Here is an 18,657-nt window from a genome sequence, read left to right as displayed (position 1 = left end):
TATATGTAGTATTCGACATAGTCGTATGAAAAACCTGTGAATTTTAAAAAATAAACCGAATCCGTTTTTGAGGATCCGGTTTATCGTTTAAAATGAATATTGCACACTCATCGCAGCTGCTATGATAATCTGTCCTTGCTCGATTGGCGTGGAGGACATATCGGACATAGCGACAGACTTATATCGTACAGGGTTCGCAACAGCATCCAGTTCCGTCACTTTAATCGGTTGCGGTTGCATAACCAATTGGAGGGATTTTGCAATGGTTGTCGCTTTTAATTGTGCGTCCTTTAATGCGTTATCAATCGCTTGCTGTTTATAGACGGATTCGTCTTCCACACTGAATTGGATATTCGATATCTGATTCGCTCCATTTGCAACTGCTGTATCAATGACAGTCCCGACTTGCTGGATGTCTGTGAGTTTGACAGAAATTGAATTGTTCACTTCGTATCCTCTGAAGATCTGTTTGCCATCGACATAGTCGTACTGCGGGGAAACAGTATAAGATACTGTACGTATATTTTCTCTAGGTACACCCAGTTGTAGCATGGACTGGATGACTTGGTTCATAATCTGAGCGTTTTGCTCTTGTGCGACGCTTACTTGTTTATTCACTGTACTCACTTCAATCTGCACTGTTGCGACATCGGGTTCAACCGCAACTTGGCCATGACCAGTTACAGTGATTTTCCGTGAAGAACGATTATGGCGCTCCGGGATATAAGGATAATACATGTTTGCACGCTCCTAATTTTCGTTATACTCGATTCTATGCTTAATTTGCAATGGAAATTAAAAAAGAACCAGCGACTTTCATACTGGCTCCTTGGCAGGTTTATAGAATTTTACTGAAAAACGCTTTCGTCCGTTCGTTTTTTGGATTGCTGAATATTTCACTTGGGCTTCCTTCTTCAATCAATATTCCCTGGTCTAAAAACAACACTCTATCCCCCATCTCTTTCGCAAATCCCATTTCATGCGTGACGACGACCATTGTCATTCCTTCAACTGCCAATTGCTTCATGACATCCAGAACCTCTTTCACCATTTCAGGATCTAGCGCAGAAGTCGGTTCATCGAACAGCATGATTTTCGGTTTCATTGCAAGTGCTCTAGCAATGGCTACTCGTTGCATTTGCCCACCCGATAATTGTTCGGGATACGCATTTGCCTTATCGGAAAGACCAACTTTTTTAAGAAGTTGATGAGCTAGCTCCTCAGCTTCCTTTTTGTTCATTTTACGAATTTGTATGGGCGATACGGTGATGTTATCCAATACACGCATATGAGGGAACAGATTGAACTGCTGGAAGACCATTCCAACTTCACGGCGAATGTCATTAATATTCGTTTTAGGGTCGTTAATTTTCACGCCGTCAATGACCACTTCGCCTTTTGTGATATCTTCAAGCAGGTTCATACACCTCAAAAATGTACTCTTTCCGGATCCACTTGGACCAATCACGCAGATCACTTCTTTTTCTTTGATCTCATAATCAATGCCTCTTAATACGTGGAGATCACCAAATGACTTATGCAAATTCCTTACGCTGATCATCTCTTATCGCCTCCTGTTCTTGAACGTCTGTCCGAAGAAATTGACTTCCTGGAGGATGGGACATAACTATTGCTGAATCGCTTCTCAATCATATTAATAATTTTCCCGAAAATAAACGTCAGAATCAAATAAAGGATAGCGACTGTTAAATAAGGCTCCCAGAATCTAGAATAAGCACCTGCAACCACTTTTCCTGCATAGAGCAAATCGCTTGCCGCAATAACCGTTACGAGGGATGAGTCTTTCAAAAGAGCTATCAATTCATTGCCTAGTGGTGGAATCATTCTTCTGAAAGCTTGCGGAAGTATGATCAGTTTCATAGCCGTATTATGCGGCATTCCAAGAGAACGGGCTGCCTCCATCTGCCCCTTATCAATAGACTGAATCCCTGCACGGATGATTTCCGCATTATATGCAGCACTATTCAGCATCAAAGCTACAGATCCTGAAACGAAGAATCCTAGCGAATGTCCGAAAAGACTAGGTATCAACGCAGTATGGATCAATAAAATTTGCACAAGTAAAGGCGTACCCCGAAAGAAATCCACATAATACTTAGCTGGATAGTAAATCCATTTTCTTTTTGATAACTTGCCCAACCCGACAAATAAACCTAAGATGAAACCTCCTATATAGCCAACCGCGGTCAACGCTAATGTCACCCAAATACCGCGGATGAAAAGCTCCCGATAACTCCAAATGTTTTCGAACATGTCAACACGCAAACCTAAGAACTCCAGAACGCTCACCTCCCCGATGCAAATAAATGTTGCTTATAATTCAACAATCACTTCACATCAAAGCCGGTGATTTCTTTCAGTTTTCCGTTTTCCTTGATCTTCTTAATCCCTTCATTCAGCAAATCAACAATCTCCTGGTTCCCTTTCTTAACCATTAATCCGTAGTATTCTTTTTCAAAGCTATTATCTTCGACTGTCTTCAACTTTACTTTCGGATTATTCACTTTGTATTCTATGATAACTGCGTTATCTCCAACAGCCGCATCTGCATTTCCATTAATCATTTCACTGATTGCAAGCGGCATCGTTTCTGCTGCGACGATATTTTTACTCGTTTTGCCTAGCAGTTCTTTTACTGCTTTATGACCTGTTGTATTAATTTGAACGGAAACCTTTTTGTCTTTCAAATCATCAAAAGATGTTACATCCGAACTCTCTTGAATTAGAATTAATTGATTGGCTATAAAATAAGGATCAGAGAAATCGAACGATTGCTTACGTTCTTCGTCTATCGTTATAGAAGAAACAGCAAAATCAATTTCTTCGTTATCTAATGCTGGGAATAACGGCTCCCACCCATAGTTTTTATACTCAACTTCAAATCCTGCAGCTTCTGCAATGGCATTGACGATATCGATATCAATTCCGACAATATTCCCTTTCGCATCCATATACTCCATTGGCGCATATGTCGCGTCCGTTCCAACAATCAATTTCTTTTTACCATCGGTGCTTGATTTACTGGCTCCGTTAGTATCCGATTTTGTACCGCATGCCACGACTACAATTGATAGACAAAAAACTCCAGCCAGCAACAAAATGTGTTTGAATGTTCTCCCCATGAAACAATCCCCCTCAATTTGTGTTAAAAACAGATAAAGCAATACTTTACTAGATTATAGTCGAAATTCAAGTTTACTACAACTGAATATTTATAATATATAATTTTTTAAAAATATTACACTTATACTTGTGTTTGTTGACAGACATTTTTAAATATGCTAACTTAAGTCATCACTATTAATAGAATAGCTTAGGAAATAGGTGATCTGACACACATCAGATCTTAAATGGGAAGCCGGTGTATAATTCCGGCGCGGTCCCGCCACTGTGACGACTCTTGTCGAAGCCAGATACCAGCCTGTTTCAACGACGCTGCTAACCTACGGTGAATAGGGAGGTGTTAGACGATACGCACTTGAATTGTGTGCTTTTTCAGCATACATTTACCCGTGAAACGGGATACACGTACATTTCTAACATTCCTTAGAAATGTATTTTTTTATGGACAAAAATAAAAAAACTGAGGAGTCGATGAAAATGACAGCAATTAGCAGTACGATTGGGTATCCATATATTGGAGAAAATCGCGAATGGAAAAGAGCTTTGGAGGCATTTTGGGCGGGCAAAACTGAGGAAGATGAGCTGTTAAAAGTGACAAAGGAAATTCGTCTTTCTCGTATACAAAAACAAAAAGATGCAGGAATAGATTTAATTCCTGTTGGTGATTTTACGCTATATGACAGAATGCTCGATACCGCTGTAATGTTCGGCATGATTCCAAAACGATATAATTGGAACGGCGAGCATGTATCATTATCTACATATTTCTCCATGGCTCGCGGAAACAAAGAAACCGTAGCTTGTGAAATGACAAAATGGTTTGATACGAACTATCACTATATCGTTCCAGAATACGAAGGTCATAATCTGCAATTAACGGCAAATAAACCTCTACAGGACTACCGAGAAGCAAAAGAAGAACTTGACGTTAAAGGTAAACCGGTACTAATTGGTCCCTATACATTCATCAAACTATCCAAAGGATATGAGCATACCGATATCCCCGCTTTCATTCTACAATTGTTGCCGTTATATGAAAAGGTGCTCCTTGAGCTCCAAGAAGAAGGTGTTGAATGGGTTCAATTAGAAGAACCCGTTCTTTCCACTTCCATTTCAAAAGAAGAAATGAAAATAGTGGAACAGATTTACGCACAATTACGGAAAGCTGTGCCTGAGCTGAAAATATTCTTACAAACTTATTTCGATTCAGTAGATTGGTATGAAGAGACTGTCTCTTTACCAGTTGACGGAATTGGTCTGGACTTTGTTCACGGGCTCGATAAAAACGTTGAAAACTTGAAAACGCATGGCTTCCCTTCCGACAAGATTTTAGGCGCAGGTGTCATCGACGGAAGAAATATTTGGCGGTCAAATCTACAAGAAAAAGTAAATCTTCTTAACGATATTAATGGCAATCTAAAAACTGATGCAATATGGATCCAACCTTCTTGCAGTCTGCAACACGTGCCAGTAACATTGGCTTCTGAACAAAAATTGGATACAACAATCAAGGCAGCCCTTGCATTTGCAGATGAAAAACTTGTAGAAGTATCCACACTCATGAAAGCCATCAATGGTGGTGTTGAAACTATAACTGATGCTATCGAGAAAAGTGTGAGAGCGTGTGAAAATCTCGCACAATTGCCAGCAAGAAATCGTACAGATGTACTTGACGCTGTCCAATCCATTGCTAACAGCGATGCTAAGCGTACATCTGCTTTTACAGAACGTCGCCTAAAACAGGAGGAAGCATTTAATCTTCCAATCCTGCCGACAACAACAATTGGCAGCTTCCCTCAGACACCTGAAGTGAGAGCTACCCGCACAAAATGGCGCAAAAAAGAAATTACTGACAAACAATATTCAGATTTTATTCATGAGGAAATTAAACAATGGGTAGCGATTCAGGAAGAAATCGGTTTGGATGTGTTTGTACACGGGGAGTTTGAGCGGACAGATATGGTTGAATATTTCGGAGAGAAGTTGGCCGGATACGTGTTCACTGAAAAAGCGTGGGTCGTTTCGTATGGCTCACGTTGTGTGAAGCCTCCCGTCATTTATGGAGATATCGCTTTTGTAGAACCAATGACCGTTGATGAATCGGTCTATGCTCAATCTCTTACGGACAAGCCGATGAAAGGGATGCTTACTGGCCCTGTGACAATGTTGAATTGGTCATTTGTCCGTGACGATATTCCGCTCAAAGATGTCACCTACCAGATTGCACTTGCGCTCCGTAAAGAAATTGAAGCACTTGAAGCTGCAGGCATCCATATGATCCAAGTGGATGAACCGGCACTTCGTGAGGGGTTGCCTCTTAAGAAAGAAGAGTGGAATGAATACTTGGATTGGGCAGTCAATGCGTTCCGTATTTCCACAGCAACTGTCAAAGATACGACGCAAATTCATACACATATGTGTTACTGTGACTTCAATCATTTCATCGATGCGATTAGCGCGTTGGATGCAGATGTCATTTCAATTGAAACCTCTCGTAGCCATGGTGAACTTGTCCATGCGTTCAATACGTTCCATTATGACAAAGGTATCGGCTTAGGTGTCTATGATATCCATAGCCCACGTGTTCCAGAGGTAAATGAAATGGTTGAAATTATCGAAAAAGGCTTGGAAGTATTGGATGTTAAACAGTTCTGGATCAACCCTGACTGTGGTTTGAAGACAAGAAAACATGAAGAAACGATTGCAGCCCTAAAAAATATGTTTACTGCGACTAAGCAAGTACGTGAACAATTGGGTGCGCTGTCTCAAAACTAAAAAAAGTTCCGCAGCTCAGTAAGTGAGTTGCGGAACTTTTTTCATTCACCATATATCGCCAATTAAACGGAGTAGAGGTCTAAGGAGGAATAATACTAATCGAATCGGCAAAAATAAGAGTTCTGGGACGAACAGTAGTATATCCGCAAGAATATCGAGTGCAGAATAACGCTCATTGTTCTCTTTTCGTTTAGCTTTTCGTCTCAACATACATCCATCAACTCCCGTTTCATCTTAGAAGATTGGTGGTAATGTAACAGCAACCATCAACAAAAACAAAATCGCGATATAATTGACCGAGTACATGAACATGGCGTACGCCCATTTATCGTCATCTTTTGCAAAGAAGCCACGAATCGATACTGCAAGAAAACCAATATTTAAAATTGTTGCCAATACGACAAATACCATTCCAAGTGACCCTAAATAGAAAGGCAATGGCAACAGGCATGCCGTGTAAACGAACATTTGCCGTTTAGTCATTTTAAAGCCTCTAACGACAGGCAACATCGCAACATTCGCAGCCTTATATTCATTATATTTGCGCATAGCAATCGCGAATGTATGCGGCATTTGCCAAATGAACAATATGATGAACAGCATGATTGGAACCATATGATAGGATGGCGCGATCGCAGCCCAACCGATCATCGGCGTAACTGCACCTGAAACGCTTCCGATAACCGTGTTCAACGTATACTTACGCTTCGTCCACATCGTATACATAATGACGTATGTGAACCAACCGACAAATGCATAAATCGCCGCTTCCATCGTTGTAAACATGAGCATGATCATCCCTATTGCAGACAATCCAATACCGATGCTAAGTACGGTACTTAACGATATATTACCAGTTACTGTCGGGCGATTTTGCGTCCTTTTCATAACCGTATCAATATCTACATCGTACCAATTATTTAATACAAGTGCACCTGCCATTAAAATTGTACTACCGATAATCGTCAGCCAAAACAGCTTGCTGTTTGCAAGTAAGGATCCCCCAGTAAAATGAAGGGCTAGCCAGAATCCTACAAATACAGGCAACGCATTCGCTAGCAGTACAGGCGCTTTGAAAAGCGATTTCAGATCTGCAATAATTGTAGTCGTACGCTCTTTTTCAATTGTAGTTTTAGTTTCATTATAAGTAATATCCATTTCTTTCGTCATCTATATACGCTCCTTAGAAGCATTCTTAACTATTATCCTTATTATCATATCATTTCATTCCTAATTATTTAAAGGTTTATCTCTTTTTATTTGGAAATTCCCTTACTTCCCTCTTTGTTCGTCACAAATTATTCAAAATCGTCTTAGCCATCAGCCGGTTTATGATAATGTACATAAAAAAAGAGAGCTCCCGTAAGAGCTCCCAAGCTTTCATTGTGCAGCTATTCCAATGAAAAGAAAGAGAATTAGCATAAGAACATAAAACAACATGACTAACGCAAAAATCCCCCCCATAACAATTAGATACGCTTTCGCAAAATTATTACGTGGATCTTTTTTGTCTGTTGCCCAAATAATGAGCATAATGAGGCTTACGATCGGTAACGCAATAAGAATAATGGTAATAATCCAATCCTTCAATGACATCATTTGGTTCGTCTGTTCAGTTCCGTTCAATTCCAATTTGTTCACTCCTCTTCTATTCTTTACGGTCATGCCGCAAATAAGTTTCAATAATACGTAAATATGTATAGTTATTAATGCTAGCGGTCATGTTAAATACTAACAGATGGAAAGGATGATTTCACATGCGAAAATTAACTTTTATAATCTCTCTCGTTCTAATTTCGATTGTATTAACAGCGTGCAGCAATCAAAACCTCATTCCTGAAAAAGAGGCTGAAAATGTTGTCGATACATACGGGATCACTTCTTTTTCTGTCACAATTGATACGAAAGAGCAAAGCGGGGCCCTCTCTGCAAGTTTTACTGAAAAGAAAGAACGTTCTGAAGCGGAGTATTCTCATAAAAAAGATGAAGTCCATCTGCATGGAGAAAAAGCAATGTCCAAGCTGATGGATATATTGGAAAAGATGGATATTGATTCAGAGACAGAAGAAACTGAGCTCATCAAGAAAACCGCTGACGCTTTTGGGTTTAATGATTTTAAACAAATAAAAATTGAAATCACTTTCAAAGGATATGATGGTAAGGAAATAATGATGTCCAAATAAGCGGGATATCGATTGCTTTTAAGGCAATTGATATCTTTTTTCTATTACGCTTCTAACAGAACAAAAAAGGGTATGACATAGGTAATCACATGTTTATTTAACAGTTACGTCACAAGGAGGAATAGGAATGGAGTGGAAAGGCAGAAGAGGAAGTTCAAATGTTGAGGATCGAAGAGGTATGGGTGGGAAAACTCTCGTTGGTGGCGGGATTGGAAGTATAATTCTTGTAATCGTAGTGCTATTTATGGGTGGAGATCCATCCGATATATTATCAGGAGTGACATCATCCCCGACAAATACAGAATATGTGGAAACTGAACAAGATAAAGAATTAGCAGAGTTTGTGTCGGTCGTTTTGGCTGATACGGAAGATGTTTGGTCCACTATTTTTGAGCAAGAAGGAATGACGTACCGGGAACCGACACTAGTATTGTTTTCTGGCAGCGTTCAATCGGCTTGTGGAATGGCTGGTGCAGCAGTTGGACCGTTCTATTGTCCTGCTGATGAGAAATTATATATAGATTTGAGTTTTTACGATGAGCTGCAAAGTAACTTTAAAGCACCGGGCGATTTCGCAATGGCTTATGTCATCGCGCATGAAGTTGGACACCACGTTCAAAAACTTCTTGGTGTAAGTGATGAAATGGCAAAAATCCGCAACCAAGTAAGTGAAGAGGAGCACAATAAATACTCCGTGCGACTTGAATTACAAGCCGATTACCTAGCTGGAGTATGGGCACATCATGCAAAAGGAATGGGTGTCTTGGAAGAAGGCGATTATGAGGAAGCCATTACTGCAGCAAGCGCTGTAGGAGATGATACGATCCAAAAACGAGCGCGTGGATATGTCGTTCCTGAAAGCTTTACACACGGTACATCAGAGCAACGTATGCGCTGGTTTTCCAAAGGCTTCAAAGCAGGCAATTTGGATGAAGGCGATACATTTAAAGCAGCTAATCTATAAAGAACAAATCGACCGAAATCATTTTCGGTCGATTTTGATATTCAAATAATATCAGACACTTTTTTGGATTGGCTTTCAAGTTCAGATGCAGACGACGCTATTGTCTGGAAATCTTCCATTGCAACTTTAATGTGTTGCTGACAACTTTCGATATACTTTTTAGCAAGCACTGTGCCGTTAGAAATGTTCAGCACGTCTGTTGAAATTGCTTCAACGCCTTGTCGCACTTCAACAATCGACTTTTCAACATTCGCCGACAACTTTCTCACTTCCTTCGCAACAACGTCAAATCCTCTGCCATGTTCCCCGGCACGCGCTGCCTCGATGGCGGCATTAAGTGCAAGCAAATTTGTTTGTGCAGCAATTTCCCTGATTGTCTTGACGATCATCTGAATACTGTCGGTGTGAACGCGTAAATGGGATAAAATCTCCTCATTTTCATTAGACGTTTTGGCAATAGATTCAATAGTTGTAAGAAGCTCTTTACTCCTACCAATCCCTATATCTGCACGCTCAGTCAATCCCTCAGACATATTACGTAATTCCTGGACGACAGATGTGATAGCTGTTTGGCGCTTCGTAATATTTGTCGCTACTTTAGAAATGCCGATTACCTTCTTACTTCCATCCCCAAATATCGGCATATAAGTCGCTTCAAGCCAAATTGGATCTCCTTTTTTATCAATTCTTTCTACTTTGCCTTGTTGACTGACCCCTCGCAACAATTCTCGCCAGAACTTTTCATATGCTCCGCTCCTTACATACTCTGGAGGACAGAACTTCTCATGTGATACACCAATCATTTCTTTCGCGTCATATCCCATAGCAGAGGCGAAATTATCATTAACGTAAGCTACTTTATGATTCGTATCGAAACGGATAATTGCTAGATTTGCTTCAATTGCTTTTACGACATGATCATCTGTTACTACTTCTATCGCTGTATTCACATCTTCACCCCTTCAATATACCTATAATCCAAAGAAACTAACTTAAGAAAGAATACATTTAAGACTTTTATAACATGCTTTTCTTTATTAAATCATAGTACAGGAAAAATTGGAATACCTTGGATGTGAAATTCTTAAATTTTAGTCAATTCAAGAATTTATTACGACAGTTTTTTCAATAGAATGTAAGACTGATAATATGCTGAGGGCCGTTAAATAACTAGTTTTTGCATTGTCAGGTGAAGGGTTGTTTGTAATCGTCACTTCAAATTGTCCAAAACCACCTTCAGCTTCTATATGATGAATATTTTTAGTCGCAATTGGATCAGCGATAATTTTCACGTTTGTCTTCCTGGCACCAAGTCCAGCGAGCGATAAAGCAATCGCGACGTTTGCGTTTTTTGGGAATTTAGCAATTGCATCATCAGCAAATCCCTCAAAAACAATTTTTTCTTCCAGAAGCGTTTTATCAGTTAGCGCTTTTGCCGGTTTTCGTGATGTCAAAGTAACAGAATCCAACTCGCCAGCTACCTGGGCTGCTTTAATTACATCCAGTCCTCCGATGGCACCCGACGGCAAAAATACTTTCTGTCCGTTTTCTTTAGCGAACTTTTCAAGTTCATCTGCGAAATAAGTATCTGCTAAAACGCCAATACTTATTAATAGCAAGTTTGTATGCTTTACTATTCGACGAGAATACTTTCTAGCCACATCGATAGTGGCGCATTCAATTATTAAATCAAGATCCTTTTCAAGAAATGTTTTCAATGCAAATACTGCTTCACAGCGATATTGTTCAGCTAAAGCAGTTATTGTTGGACGGGAACTTTCACGCTCGTCGAAGATTGCTGTGATTCTATGATTTGGAAGAAGTTGTTCTTCATTTATTTTTTTGAGTAAGAATGTGCCGATAGAACCTTTTCCGATTAGACCGATGTTCATTGAATTCAATCCTATCTATTTTTAATTCAGTATATATGAAAACCCCCTTCGATAGAGCCGAAGGGGGTAAAATTATCGTGCTTATTGATTATTGGACAATTGTAATTGGTGAGGAAGCTGTTACTTTGTTTCCTGCACCATCGACTACAGTATGTGTGTTCAATGGTTTTAGTGTAAGACCGTTAATAATATCTGCAGAAGAAACGTTATTCTCAAGATTGAAAGTAACTTTAGTTTGTCCAGCGCTTGCCGGGCTTGTAACTACAGATTTAGTAGCAACTGTTGAACCACCAATTAGTAGTTCAAAGTCTTGTGTGCCAGCTGTAGTTGTAACTGCTTCTGAGAAAGTAAGTTCCACTTGGTTTGTGCCTACTAACTTAGCAGCTGTAACGGTTGGAGCTACATTTTCTTTTAATGATACAGTGTTAGTTGTGTAGACGTCCATTGCTACTGTAGAGCCAGCAGCTTTAACGTTTTGAACGCTAATGTTACGAACACCTGTGAAAGTGTTTGAACCTGGTTTTAAGTTAAGTACTGCAACTTGCTTATCATTAGCAAAAGGCATCAGTGTTACAGATTCAACAATAGCTCCAGAAATTGAATAGTTAGCTACATTACTAGCAGTTGCACCATCCACTTTCTTATCGAATGTAACATTCACTTTGTTGTTATCATTAGTATCTTGAATGATTGACTCCACGCCTACTTTAGCAGTATTGGCAGGTGTACCATCAGTTCCACGAACGAATGATACTGAAGCTTTAGGAGCAGCTACTCCGAATTCGCTAGCAACATTTGCAAATGTTAAGTCAAGTGTATATGCTGCACCTTCTACATCAAATGTTGTTCCAAGGAATGTATCCAATTCTACGCGGACGACTTTTTTATTCCCGGCATTTTTATAAGTTACAGGCGCTGCTGACAAAGCATTATCGTTAATTGTTGTCGTTACATAGTCTTTAACGAATGAACCAGTCGCATCAACTGTAGGATTTGTTCCTAAGTCGACATTCTTATCGAATGTGATTTCCAAGTATTGCTTCATATTCGTTTCGTCAGATACAACTTTACTGGATTGAACTTTCGGTGCATTAATGTCTTGAACGAAAGTAACCACCTTCGTTGTAGAATCGCCCATTTCACCACTAAGGTCAGTAAAATTAGTAATTGTTACTGTCTTAGCGTCATCCAATACTTCAGTTGTTGTAACGTTATAGACTGTCGGATCATTTGCATCTTTAGCAACTGTAATTCCAGTCATTCCTGCAACAGTTACTGTAGGCGCTACTTGTAACTCTTCAGAGAATTTGATTGCAAATGATTTCGCACCCGTTTGTGTAATAGTAGAGACAGCAGGCTTCACACCATCTTTATCACCTTTTTGGAAAGTGATGTTAGTTGGATTAGGTGAAATTAAGTTATTAGCCATATCTCTTGTTCCGACAAGGCTAGCCATAACGTCCTGGTTTGCTGTAACATCAGAACCGATTGTGAATGTAACTGCTGTTGCACCGACTGTAAAGTCATTTGTAACTCCATTGCCTGTTCCACTAACAACGGTGCCATTTGCAAGTTTGTATGTTACTGTTCCAAGTTCTTTAATAGGTTCAGAGAACGTAACTTTGAACTTGCTTGCTGACAATCTATCAGTCTTCACAACTGTAGGAGCAGTCTTATCTTCAGATAAAGTTACCATACCTGTATATTTCACAATGTTTTTGCCGTTATATGATTTTACGTTGTCTACTACTACGTCATAACGCTTGGAAACTGCATTTTGAGTAGTGATTGTCAAAGTTTTACCGTCTGCTGAAAGCGTGCCAGTCAAGTTACCTGGCGCAACACCATCAAGAGAAGTCATTGTAACGACACCGGTTTTGAGAGTTCCATCTGTATTGAAAACTGTAGTTTTGTCAACAGGAAGATTGAAGTGAACTTGAACTTGAGTCGCACTCAATCCTTCGACTGATGCTACTTCCAAACTGTTAGGCTCTGCTACTTTCACAGTAACTACTACATCTTCTGCATTATTTCCAGCAGCATCAACAGCGCTATACGTTATTTTGTATGTGCCGTAAACTTTCGTGTCAACTGCAGTAAGTCTTTCACCAGCTTCGTTTGTGATGACAGAAGTGACTTCAACTTTTTCATCTACATTGTCAGTAGCTGTGACAACTGGTGCCGAGAAATTAGCACCGTATGCAACTTCAATCGTTTTTTCGCCAGTGTATACGAGTTTAGGAGCTTCTGTGTCAACTTCTTCCTTCATATCTACTAATGAAGTCTTATAAAGCAAGGATGCGAACTGCCCACGAGTTGTTGTCCCTTTAGGATTAAATTGGGGTGCAGCTGGGTTCGTAATGTCAAAGTAGTCAAGAACATCGATGTATGGACGCGCTTCAGCTTTTGCCTTCGTACGATCGGTAACATCTTTATCGAATTCCATTCCTTTTACCATTGTGACTAGGTCCGTTTTGTACACAGCATCATATGCTCTTACAAGAACAACTGCCATGTTTTCACGCGTAATCGGCTTTGCGGCTCCAAGTGAACCGTCTTCATACCCACCGAAAACTTTGTAGTCTTTTACGAGTGCTGCATATTTTAATAGTTCGTCGTTCGTTTTAGATGTGTGATCTGTAAAACGAGGATTAGTCTTGTAATCTGCTGGAACTTTATAGTCCATTGATTCAAGCCATTTGCCCAGCATTTTGACAACGTCAGAACGATTTAATGATTTGTTAGGTTTAAATGTACCATCTGGATATCCTTTAATGACACCTGCATCTACTAATGCATTAATAGCTGCTTCATGCGTATTTCCTTTAACATCAGAAAAATCTGCAGCACTTGCACTTGTTGGTGCTACTGCTGATGCGACCAATGCGGCTGATGCTGCACCGATCATGAAATTACGGTATTTTTTTTGTTGGTTGTCCATAAAAAAATTTCCTCCTCTGAGATGTAACAATTTTTTTGAAAGAATTTCATCCCATCTACTTATACCCTCCTGTTAGATTTTTAATCTTATTTCGCTAAATTCATAGGGGAAACTAAGTACAGTTTCTCGTATTTAAAATGCTTGTTGGTATGGTTGTTAAAGAAAAATAAAAAGAAAAGCCCCCTAACCGATTGCTCGATTAAGGGACTCTGCCTTTAAAACGTAGATATCATTCATTTACTAAATTAGTTGTTAGTAATTTTGATGTTACCTGTTGTAAAGATGCTATTTCCTGCAAAGTCTTTCAAGTTCATTGTGCTTAGTGGCTTAAGTTCTAAACCATTAGCAATGTCTTCAGCAGAAACAGCAGTTTCTAAATCAAAAACAACAGTTTTTGAACCTGGAGTAGCAGCTACTCGTGTTGTAACAGTATCGTTAGTAGCAACTGTTTTTCCACCAATCACCAATTCAAAGTCAATAGTTCCAGCTGCAGCAATTACAGCTTCTGAGAATGTCAAAGTTACAGAACCCGTAGTAGTTAGCACTGCGCTCTCAACTTTTGGCGCTACGTTCTCTTTAAGAGTTACTGTACCTGTGTACTTATCCATAGCAACTGATGAACCAACAGCTTTTACGTTCTGAACAGTTACATTACGTACACCTGTGAACGTATTAGAATCAGCCTTCAACGTTAACTCTACAATTTTAGGTGAACCGGCTACGATTCTTGCTGATTCAACTACTGCTCCATCAATCATGTAGTTTGCAACATTCGTACCAGTAGCTCCATCAACATTTTCAGTAAACTCAACAGTTACTTTATTGTTGATAGATGCATCTTGTGCAATTGGAGTAACTGCAATAAGTGCATTTTTGATATCGCTTGGAGCAACTCCGTCTTTACCACGTGTAAACTGAACTTTCACGCTTTCCATTGCTTTATTACCTGCAATATTCGTTACCGCGATAGAAGAAATAGTTACGTCATATGCTGCACCTTCAACTGCTAGTGCTGTAGCTGACAATGGAACATGGAGTACTCTTTTGTTAGTTCCTTTTCCATCCGCATAAACAGATGTTGGTGTTTCAGAAATTCCAGTTGTAGTTACATAGTCTTTGATTTGTTTACCAGCAACTGTAACTACTCCTGCTGTTACATCCTTATCAAATGTTAACTCAAGAACTTCAGCGTTATTCTTGTCTACAACTATCTTAGAAGCTGTTACTTTCGGTGCAATTACATCTTGACTAAATGTTACAACTTTTGATAGGTCAGCAGCATTTGTTTGACCAGCTAAGTCTACAGCTTTACCAGCTTTAACAGTCACAGTAGTTGCTCCGTCAAGATTAGTATCAACAGTTACTTTGTATTCACTAGCAGAAACTTGTTCAATTGCAGTAACAGCTGTTGCTCCAGTAACATCTACTTCTGCTCCATCAACAGTAAATCCAATATTTTCTACATCTTTATTGAATTTAATATTGAAAGTTTTTGCACCTGTTTGAGTAACTGAACTAATTGCTGGAGTAACACCATCAACTTGTTCCTTCATTACTTTAACAGTTGAAGGTTGTGGAGTAACCAGGTTACCAGCCATATCTTTCAAACCATTGAATGTTACTGTAATTTCTTTGTTTACTAGAATCGCTGCATCTTTCAAATCCACTACTAGTTCAGTTGCACCAGTAGATACTGCAGATGTCGCATTAGTTACCGTCGAACCATCAGCATATGTGTAAGTTGGAGTGAGAGATTGAACAGGCTCTGAGAATGTAATCTTTACTTTATTAGCAGAAATACGTTCTGTTCCAGTAATTGTCGGAGCAGTTGTATCTTTACCAAGGTCTAGAACCTTTTTATCGAAAACTACTATCTTCTTGCCTTCAACATCTTTAACTCCGTCGATTTTAACATCATAACGGCCTTCAAATACTTTACCCGCAGTTGCTGTGATAGTAAGTGTCTTACCATCTTTAGATAGTACACCAGTAGATGTGTTACCAACTACATCATTTGTGGATCCTGTATTAGGGTCTAAATGAGTAAATGTGAAAACACCTGATTTAAGAGTACCGCTTGTACCTGCAGCAAATACTGTTGAAGCGTCTACTTCTTTATTGAATTTAACTTCTACTTGAGTAGCATTAATAGCATTAACTGAAACAACTTCAGAAGTTGACGGCTCAGCGACAACAACTGTAAGAACTAACTCTTCAGCTTTGTTTCCAGCTGCGTCAACTGCGCTATATGTAATCGTGTAAGCGCCAGGAACTTGTGTATCGATTTCAGCTAGTTTTTCGCCAGCTGCGTTAGTGATTGCAGAAGTAACTACTACTTCTTCATCTTTGTTGTCAGTTCCTGTTACGACTGGAGCTGTGAATGCAGCCTTATATTCAACGTTTAGTGTTGTTGCGCCTGTGTATACTAACTTAGGTGCTTCAGTATCTACTTTTTCAGCTACTTCTACTTTTGTAGTTTTGTAGAGGAATGATGCAAACTGTCCACGAGTTGTTGTATTTTTAGGATTGAATTGAGGCGCAACTGGGTTTGTAATGTCGAAATAGTCAAGAACGTCGATATACTCACGCGCTTCAGCTTTTGCTTTTGAAAGGTCCGTAACATCTTTATCAAATTCTTGTTCTTTTACTAAAGAAACTAAATCTGTTTTATGGATAGCGTCATAAGCACGTACGAGCACAATCGCCATGTTTTCACGAGTGATTGCTTTTCCCGCTCCTAGTGAACCATCTTCATACCCGCCAAATACTTTGTTATCTTTTACTAATGCCGCATATTTTAATAGTTCATCGTTTGTTTTAGATGTATGGTCAGTAAAACGTGGATTTGTCTTGTAATCTGTCGGGATTTCATAGTCCATAGATACAAGCCATTTACCCATCATTTTGACAACATCAGAACGAGTCAAAGATTTGTTAGGTTTAAATGTACCGTCTTCATATCCTTTAATGACTCCTGCTTCAACCAATGCGTTGATAGCTGCTTCATGCGTATTGCCTGTCACATCAGAGAAGTCTGCTGCATTAGCACTGATTGGAGCTACTGCGGATGCTACTAGTGCTGCTGATGCTGCACCAAGTACGAAATTGCGGTATTTTTTTGGTTGGTTACCCATAATTTAATTTCCTCCTATAAGTAGAACTAATAATTTGAGAGTAAATATGTATCCCATGTACATGAACCCTCGTATTACATTATTAATCTTATTATGATAAATTCATAGGGGTAATTAATGGATATATAACCAGTCTACTAAACTTTACTTTAATTTTTATATTGCAATTTACTAGTTTCCGCACATATTTGTAATTCATTAAGGTTTTTATTATTCTTTCCCTTTAAGTTCTTTTGACGTTTTCTTTAAAAACATTTTGTAAATCGGTTTTAATGATTTTGGTGTTAGTTCAATATTGTTTTCATGCGCGTATTTCACGGCATGTCCAAGTGCAATGGTCATTCCACCAGCCACGCTTGCCCCAACAACCATTCCCGCTCCCGGTACAACTTTTACAACTTGTCTGAAAACAGTTTTGCCGATATTGCCGACGATTGTTGCGATAATAAGTTCTTTAGCATTATCTTTTGAAATCGGTTTTCCATAAAGTGTAGATAGTTTTAACATTAGACTGACTTGCAAGGCTGTAAGCGGGACAAAATCAGAACCAGGAATAGGCACAGCACCAATTGCCGCAGCAGACGCGCCAGCTCCTAAAATCCATCGTTTTGCGATTGCTGACTTATCCGCCATATTACTTGCCATCAGAATATCCTTTTTTTTTGACTCCAATATAGTTAAAACTTCTTTTTGGAGCATATTGATATTTTGCCCTGTTCGGGATGAAATTGGTGTAACGGGGTACGCATAACCGGTATGATCCTGTATATATTTCACAAGACTAGGTATATCATCAGCGGCATCAATTTTATTTAACACGATAATCAAATCTGTATTGACACTTGCTATTTTCTTCAATGAAATCAATTCTGCTTCAGATAAGACAGTTCCTGCTGCATTCAAGAAGAAAAGAATGACGTCGGCATGCTTGTAGAATTTCATCGTTTCCGCAGAATGTTCGCTATAAATATCATCAAGACCTGGCGTGTCTACGAAAACAATATTTTCTTTAAAAACAAATCGGTTAATGTTTTGTGTTTCTCCAGGTTTCGCCCCGACTTGAGCGACGTCTGTCCCCATTAGACGATTGATCGTTGAAGATTTCCCTGCATTGACGTCGCCAATCATCGCGATGAGGATTTCGCTTTCCAGTTGCTCGTTTATCTCTGTCGACTTTTCATCAAATATGCGGTCAAACTCTTCGTCTGACATCCAGTTATTCTTCATATATAACACCTCTTATTGGTTGTCGTATTTTTGTTTTGTCTTATATACGTTCTATTTACTAAATAAGATTCAATTAGTAAATTACTACCCTAATTAGGTGAAAGTTAAAAGTTATATTTGTTGAAGAACCTGTGAGCATATAAAGAGTAGTATTAGATGAGGTTGAGCGGATTTCGACTTACATAGAGAGGTTCATGCACCTATACGAGCGCGGAGACGAGGTTTACGGGCGCGATGACGGAGTTTACGAGCGCGACTTGACGGTTTACGAGCGCAGCGACGGAGTTTACGGGCGCAGCTTGACGGTTTACGAGCGCGGCGACGGAGTTTACAGGCGCAGCTTGACGGTTTACGAGCGCAGCGACGGAGTTTACGAGCGCGACTTGGTGGTTTACGG

At 39.4% G+C, this 18,657-nt stretch carries 16 protein-coding genes, 1 pseudogene and 1 riboswitch; of the genes and pseudogenes, 4 read left to right on the top strand and 13 right to left on the bottom strand.

Features of this window, described 5'->3' with window-relative positions; all coding sequences use genetic code 11:
- Nucleotides 1–87: 87 nt before the first annotated feature.
- The 4 genes from H9649_RS15585 to H9649_RS15570 form a co-directional block, all read right to left on the bottom strand.
- Nucleotides 88–738 (bottom strand): SIMPL domain-containing protein, encoded by a 651-nt coding sequence (locus H9649_RS15585; RefSeq protein ID WP_191695822.1) that lies wholly within the window; start codon nt 736–738, stop codon nt 88–90.
- Nucleotides 739–838: 100 nt separating this feature from the next.
- Nucleotides 839–1,561: an amino acid ABC transporter ATP-binding protein gene (locus H9649_RS15580; protein WP_191695821.1), complete on the bottom strand. Its 723-nt coding sequence runs from the start codon at nt 1,559–1,561 to the stop codon at nt 839–841.
- Nucleotides 1,558–2,274: an amino acid ABC transporter permease gene (locus H9649_RS15575; RefSeq protein WP_191695850.1), complete on the bottom strand. Its 717-nt coding sequence runs from the start codon at nt 2,272–2,274 to the stop codon at nt 1,558–1,560. The genes H9649_RS15580 and H9649_RS15575 overlap by 4 nt, the downstream gene beginning before the upstream one ends.
- A gap of 74 nt (nt 2,275–2,348) precedes the next feature.
- Nucleotides 2,349–3,143: a basic amino acid ABC transporter substrate-binding protein gene (locus H9649_RS15570; protein ID WP_191695820.1), complete on the bottom strand. Its 795-nt coding sequence runs from the start codon at nt 3,141–3,143 to the stop codon at nt 2,349–2,351.
- Between the two features lie 183 nt (nt 3,144–3,326).
- Nucleotides 3,327–3,460: riboswitch (cobalamin riboswitch) on the top strand.
- 161 nt (nt 3,461–3,621) lie between these two features.
- On the opposite strand from H9649_RS15570, the gene metE reads away from it, so the two are divergent.
- Nucleotides 3,622–5,919: a 5-methyltetrahydropteroyltriglutamate--homocysteine S-methyltransferase gene (gene metE, locus H9649_RS15565; protein ID WP_191695819.1), complete on the top strand. Its 2,298-nt coding sequence runs from the start codon at nt 3,622–3,624 to the stop codon at nt 5,917–5,919.
- A gap of 45 nt (nt 5,920–5,964) precedes the next feature.
- On the opposite strand, the gene H9649_RS15560 is transcribed toward metE, so the two are convergent.
- From H9649_RS15560 to H9649_RS15550, 3 genes are all read right to left on the bottom strand, one after another.
- Nucleotides 5,965–6,129, bottom strand: coding sequence for a hypothetical protein (locus H9649_RS15560; RefSeq protein ID WP_191695818.1), 165 nt, complete (start codon nt 6,127–6,129; stop codon nt 5,965–5,967).
- A 24-nt stretch (nt 6,130–6,153) separates the two neighbouring features.
- Nucleotides 6,154–7,089 (bottom strand): heme o synthase, encoded by a 936-nt coding sequence (gene cyoE / locus H9649_RS15555; RefSeq protein ID WP_191695817.1) that lies wholly within the window; start codon nt 7,087–7,089, stop codon nt 6,154–6,156.
- 210 nt (nt 7,090–7,299) lie between these two features.
- A complete protein-coding gene (locus H9649_RS15550; protein ID WP_191695816.1) occupies nt 7,300–7,551 on the bottom strand; it encodes a hypothetical protein in 252 nt (83 codons plus the stop codon).
- Between the two features lie 125 nt (nt 7,552–7,676).
- On the opposite strand from H9649_RS15550, the gene H9649_RS15545 reads away from it, so the two are divergent.
- Both H9649_RS15545 and ypfJ read left to right on the top strand, forming a co-directional pair.
- Nucleotides 7,677–8,102, top strand: a complete 426-nt coding sequence (locus H9649_RS15545; protein ID WP_191695815.1) for a YusW family protein — start codon at nt 7,677–7,679, stop codon at nt 8,100–8,102.
- A 127-nt stretch (nt 8,103–8,229) separates the two neighbouring features.
- Nucleotides 8,230–9,066: a KPN_02809 family neutral zinc metallopeptidase gene (ypfJ, locus tag H9649_RS15540; protein ID WP_191695814.1), complete on the top strand. Its 837-nt coding sequence runs from the start codon at nt 8,230–8,232 to the stop codon at nt 9,064–9,066.
- Nucleotides 9,067–9,107: 41 nt separating this feature from the next.
- Here ypfJ and H9649_RS18095 read toward each other — a convergent pair whose 3' ends face one another.
- From H9649_RS18095 to H9649_RS15515, 6 genes and pseudogenes are all read right to left on the bottom strand, one after another.
- The gene (locus H9649_RS18095) at nt 9,108–9,599 is read right to left on the bottom strand and encodes a methyl-accepting chemotaxis protein (RefSeq protein WP_225229944.1); all 492 of its coding nucleotides are present in this window, start codon (nt 9,597–9,599) and stop codon (nt 9,108–9,110) included.
- 42 nt (nt 9,600–9,641) lie between these two features.
- Nucleotides 9,642–10,016 (bottom strand): annotated as a pseudogene (locus H9649_RS18090) (PAS domain-containing protein); the annotation flags it as partial.
- Between the two features lie 150 nt (nt 10,017–10,166).
- Nucleotides 10,167–10,958: an aspartate dehydrogenase gene (nadX, locus tag H9649_RS15530; RefSeq protein ID WP_191695812.1), complete on the bottom strand. Its 792-nt coding sequence runs from the start codon at nt 10,956–10,958 to the stop codon at nt 10,167–10,169.
- A gap of 88 nt (nt 10,959–11,046) precedes the next feature.
- Entirely contained in the window at nt 11,047–13,899 is a 2,853-nt protein-coding gene (locus tag H9649_RS15525; RefSeq protein ID WP_191695811.1) for an S-layer homology domain-containing protein, read from the bottom strand.
- Nucleotides 13,900–14,144: 245 nt separating this feature from the next.
- Nucleotides 14,145–17,033 (bottom strand): S-layer homology domain-containing protein, encoded by a 2,889-nt coding sequence (locus H9649_RS15520; RefSeq protein ID WP_191695810.1) that lies wholly within the window; start codon nt 17,031–17,033, stop codon nt 14,145–14,147.
- Between the two features lie 210 nt (nt 17,034–17,243).
- On the bottom strand, nt 17,244–18,260 hold the full coding sequence (locus H9649_RS15515) for a GTPase (protein WP_191695809.1): 1,017 nt from the start codon (nt 18,258–18,260) through the stop codon (nt 17,244–17,246).
- Between the two features lie 194 nt (nt 18,261–18,454).
- Here H9649_RS15515 and H9649_RS17900 point away from each other — a divergent pair.
- On the top strand, nt 18,455–18,657 hold a 203-nt coding region (locus tag H9649_RS17900; protein WP_225229941.1), incomplete at its 3' end, for a hypothetical protein.

It is taken from the genome of Sporosarcina quadrami (assembly GCF_014836615.1).
In the GTDB taxonomy this organism is placed as follows: domain Bacteria; phylum Bacillota; class Bacilli; order Bacillales_A; family Planococcaceae; genus Sporosarcina; species Sporosarcina quadrami.
This window is presented reverse-complemented; position numbering and strand designations above follow the sequence as displayed.

Bases quoted from the DNA above. Each gene is read 5' to 3' on its own strand.
- H9649_RS15575 (WP_191695850.1), bottom strand. From the start codon at position 2,274: ATGTTCGAAAACATTTGGAGTTATCGGGAGCTTTTCATCCGCGGTATT.
- cyoE (WP_191695817.1), bottom strand. From the start codon at position 7,089: ATGACGAAAGAAATGGATATTACTTATAATGAAACTAAAACTACAATT.
- H9649_RS18095 (WP_225229944.1), bottom strand. From the start codon at position 9,599: ATGTCTGAGGGATTGACTGAGCGTGCAGATATAGGGATTGGTAGGAGT.
- H9649_RS15545 (WP_191695815.1), top strand. From the start codon at position 7,677: ATGCGAAAATTAACTTTTATAATCTCTCTCGTTCTAATTTCGATTGTA.
- H9649_RS15520 (WP_191695810.1), bottom strand. From the start codon at position 17,033: ATGGGTAACCAACCAAAAAAATACCGCAATTTCGTACTTGGTGCAGCA.
- H9649_RS15525 (WP_191695811.1), bottom strand. From the start codon at position 13,899: ATGGACAACCAACAAAAAAAATACCGTAATTTCATGATCGGTGCAGCA.
- nadX (WP_191695812.1), bottom strand. From the start codon at position 10,958: ATGAACATCGGTCTAATCGGAAAAGGTTCTATCGGCACATTCTTACTC.
- H9649_RS15515 (WP_191695809.1), bottom strand. From the start codon at position 18,260: ATGAAGAATAACTGGATGTCAGACGAAGAGTTTGACCGCATATTTGAT.
- metE (WP_191695819.1), top strand. From the start codon at position 3,622: ATGACAGCAATTAGCAGTACGATTGGGTATCCATATATTGGAGAAAAT.
- H9649_RS15585 (WP_191695822.1), bottom strand. From the start codon at position 738: ATGTATTATCCTTATATCCCGGAGCGCCATAATCGTTCTTCACGGAAA.
- H9649_RS15580 (WP_191695821.1), bottom strand. From the start codon at position 1,561: ATGATCAGCGTAAGGAATTTGCATAAGTCATTTGGTGATCTCCACGTA.
- H9649_RS15560 (WP_191695818.1), bottom strand. From the start codon at position 6,129: ATGTTGAGACGAAAAGCTAAACGAAAAGAGAACAATGAGCGTTATTCT.
- ypfJ (WP_191695814.1), top strand. From the start codon at position 8,230: ATGGAGTGGAAAGGCAGAAGAGGAAGTTCAAATGTTGAGGATCGAAGA.
- H9649_RS15570 (WP_191695820.1), bottom strand. From the start codon at position 3,143: ATGGGGAGAACATTCAAACACATTTTGTTGCTGGCTGGAGTTTTTTGT.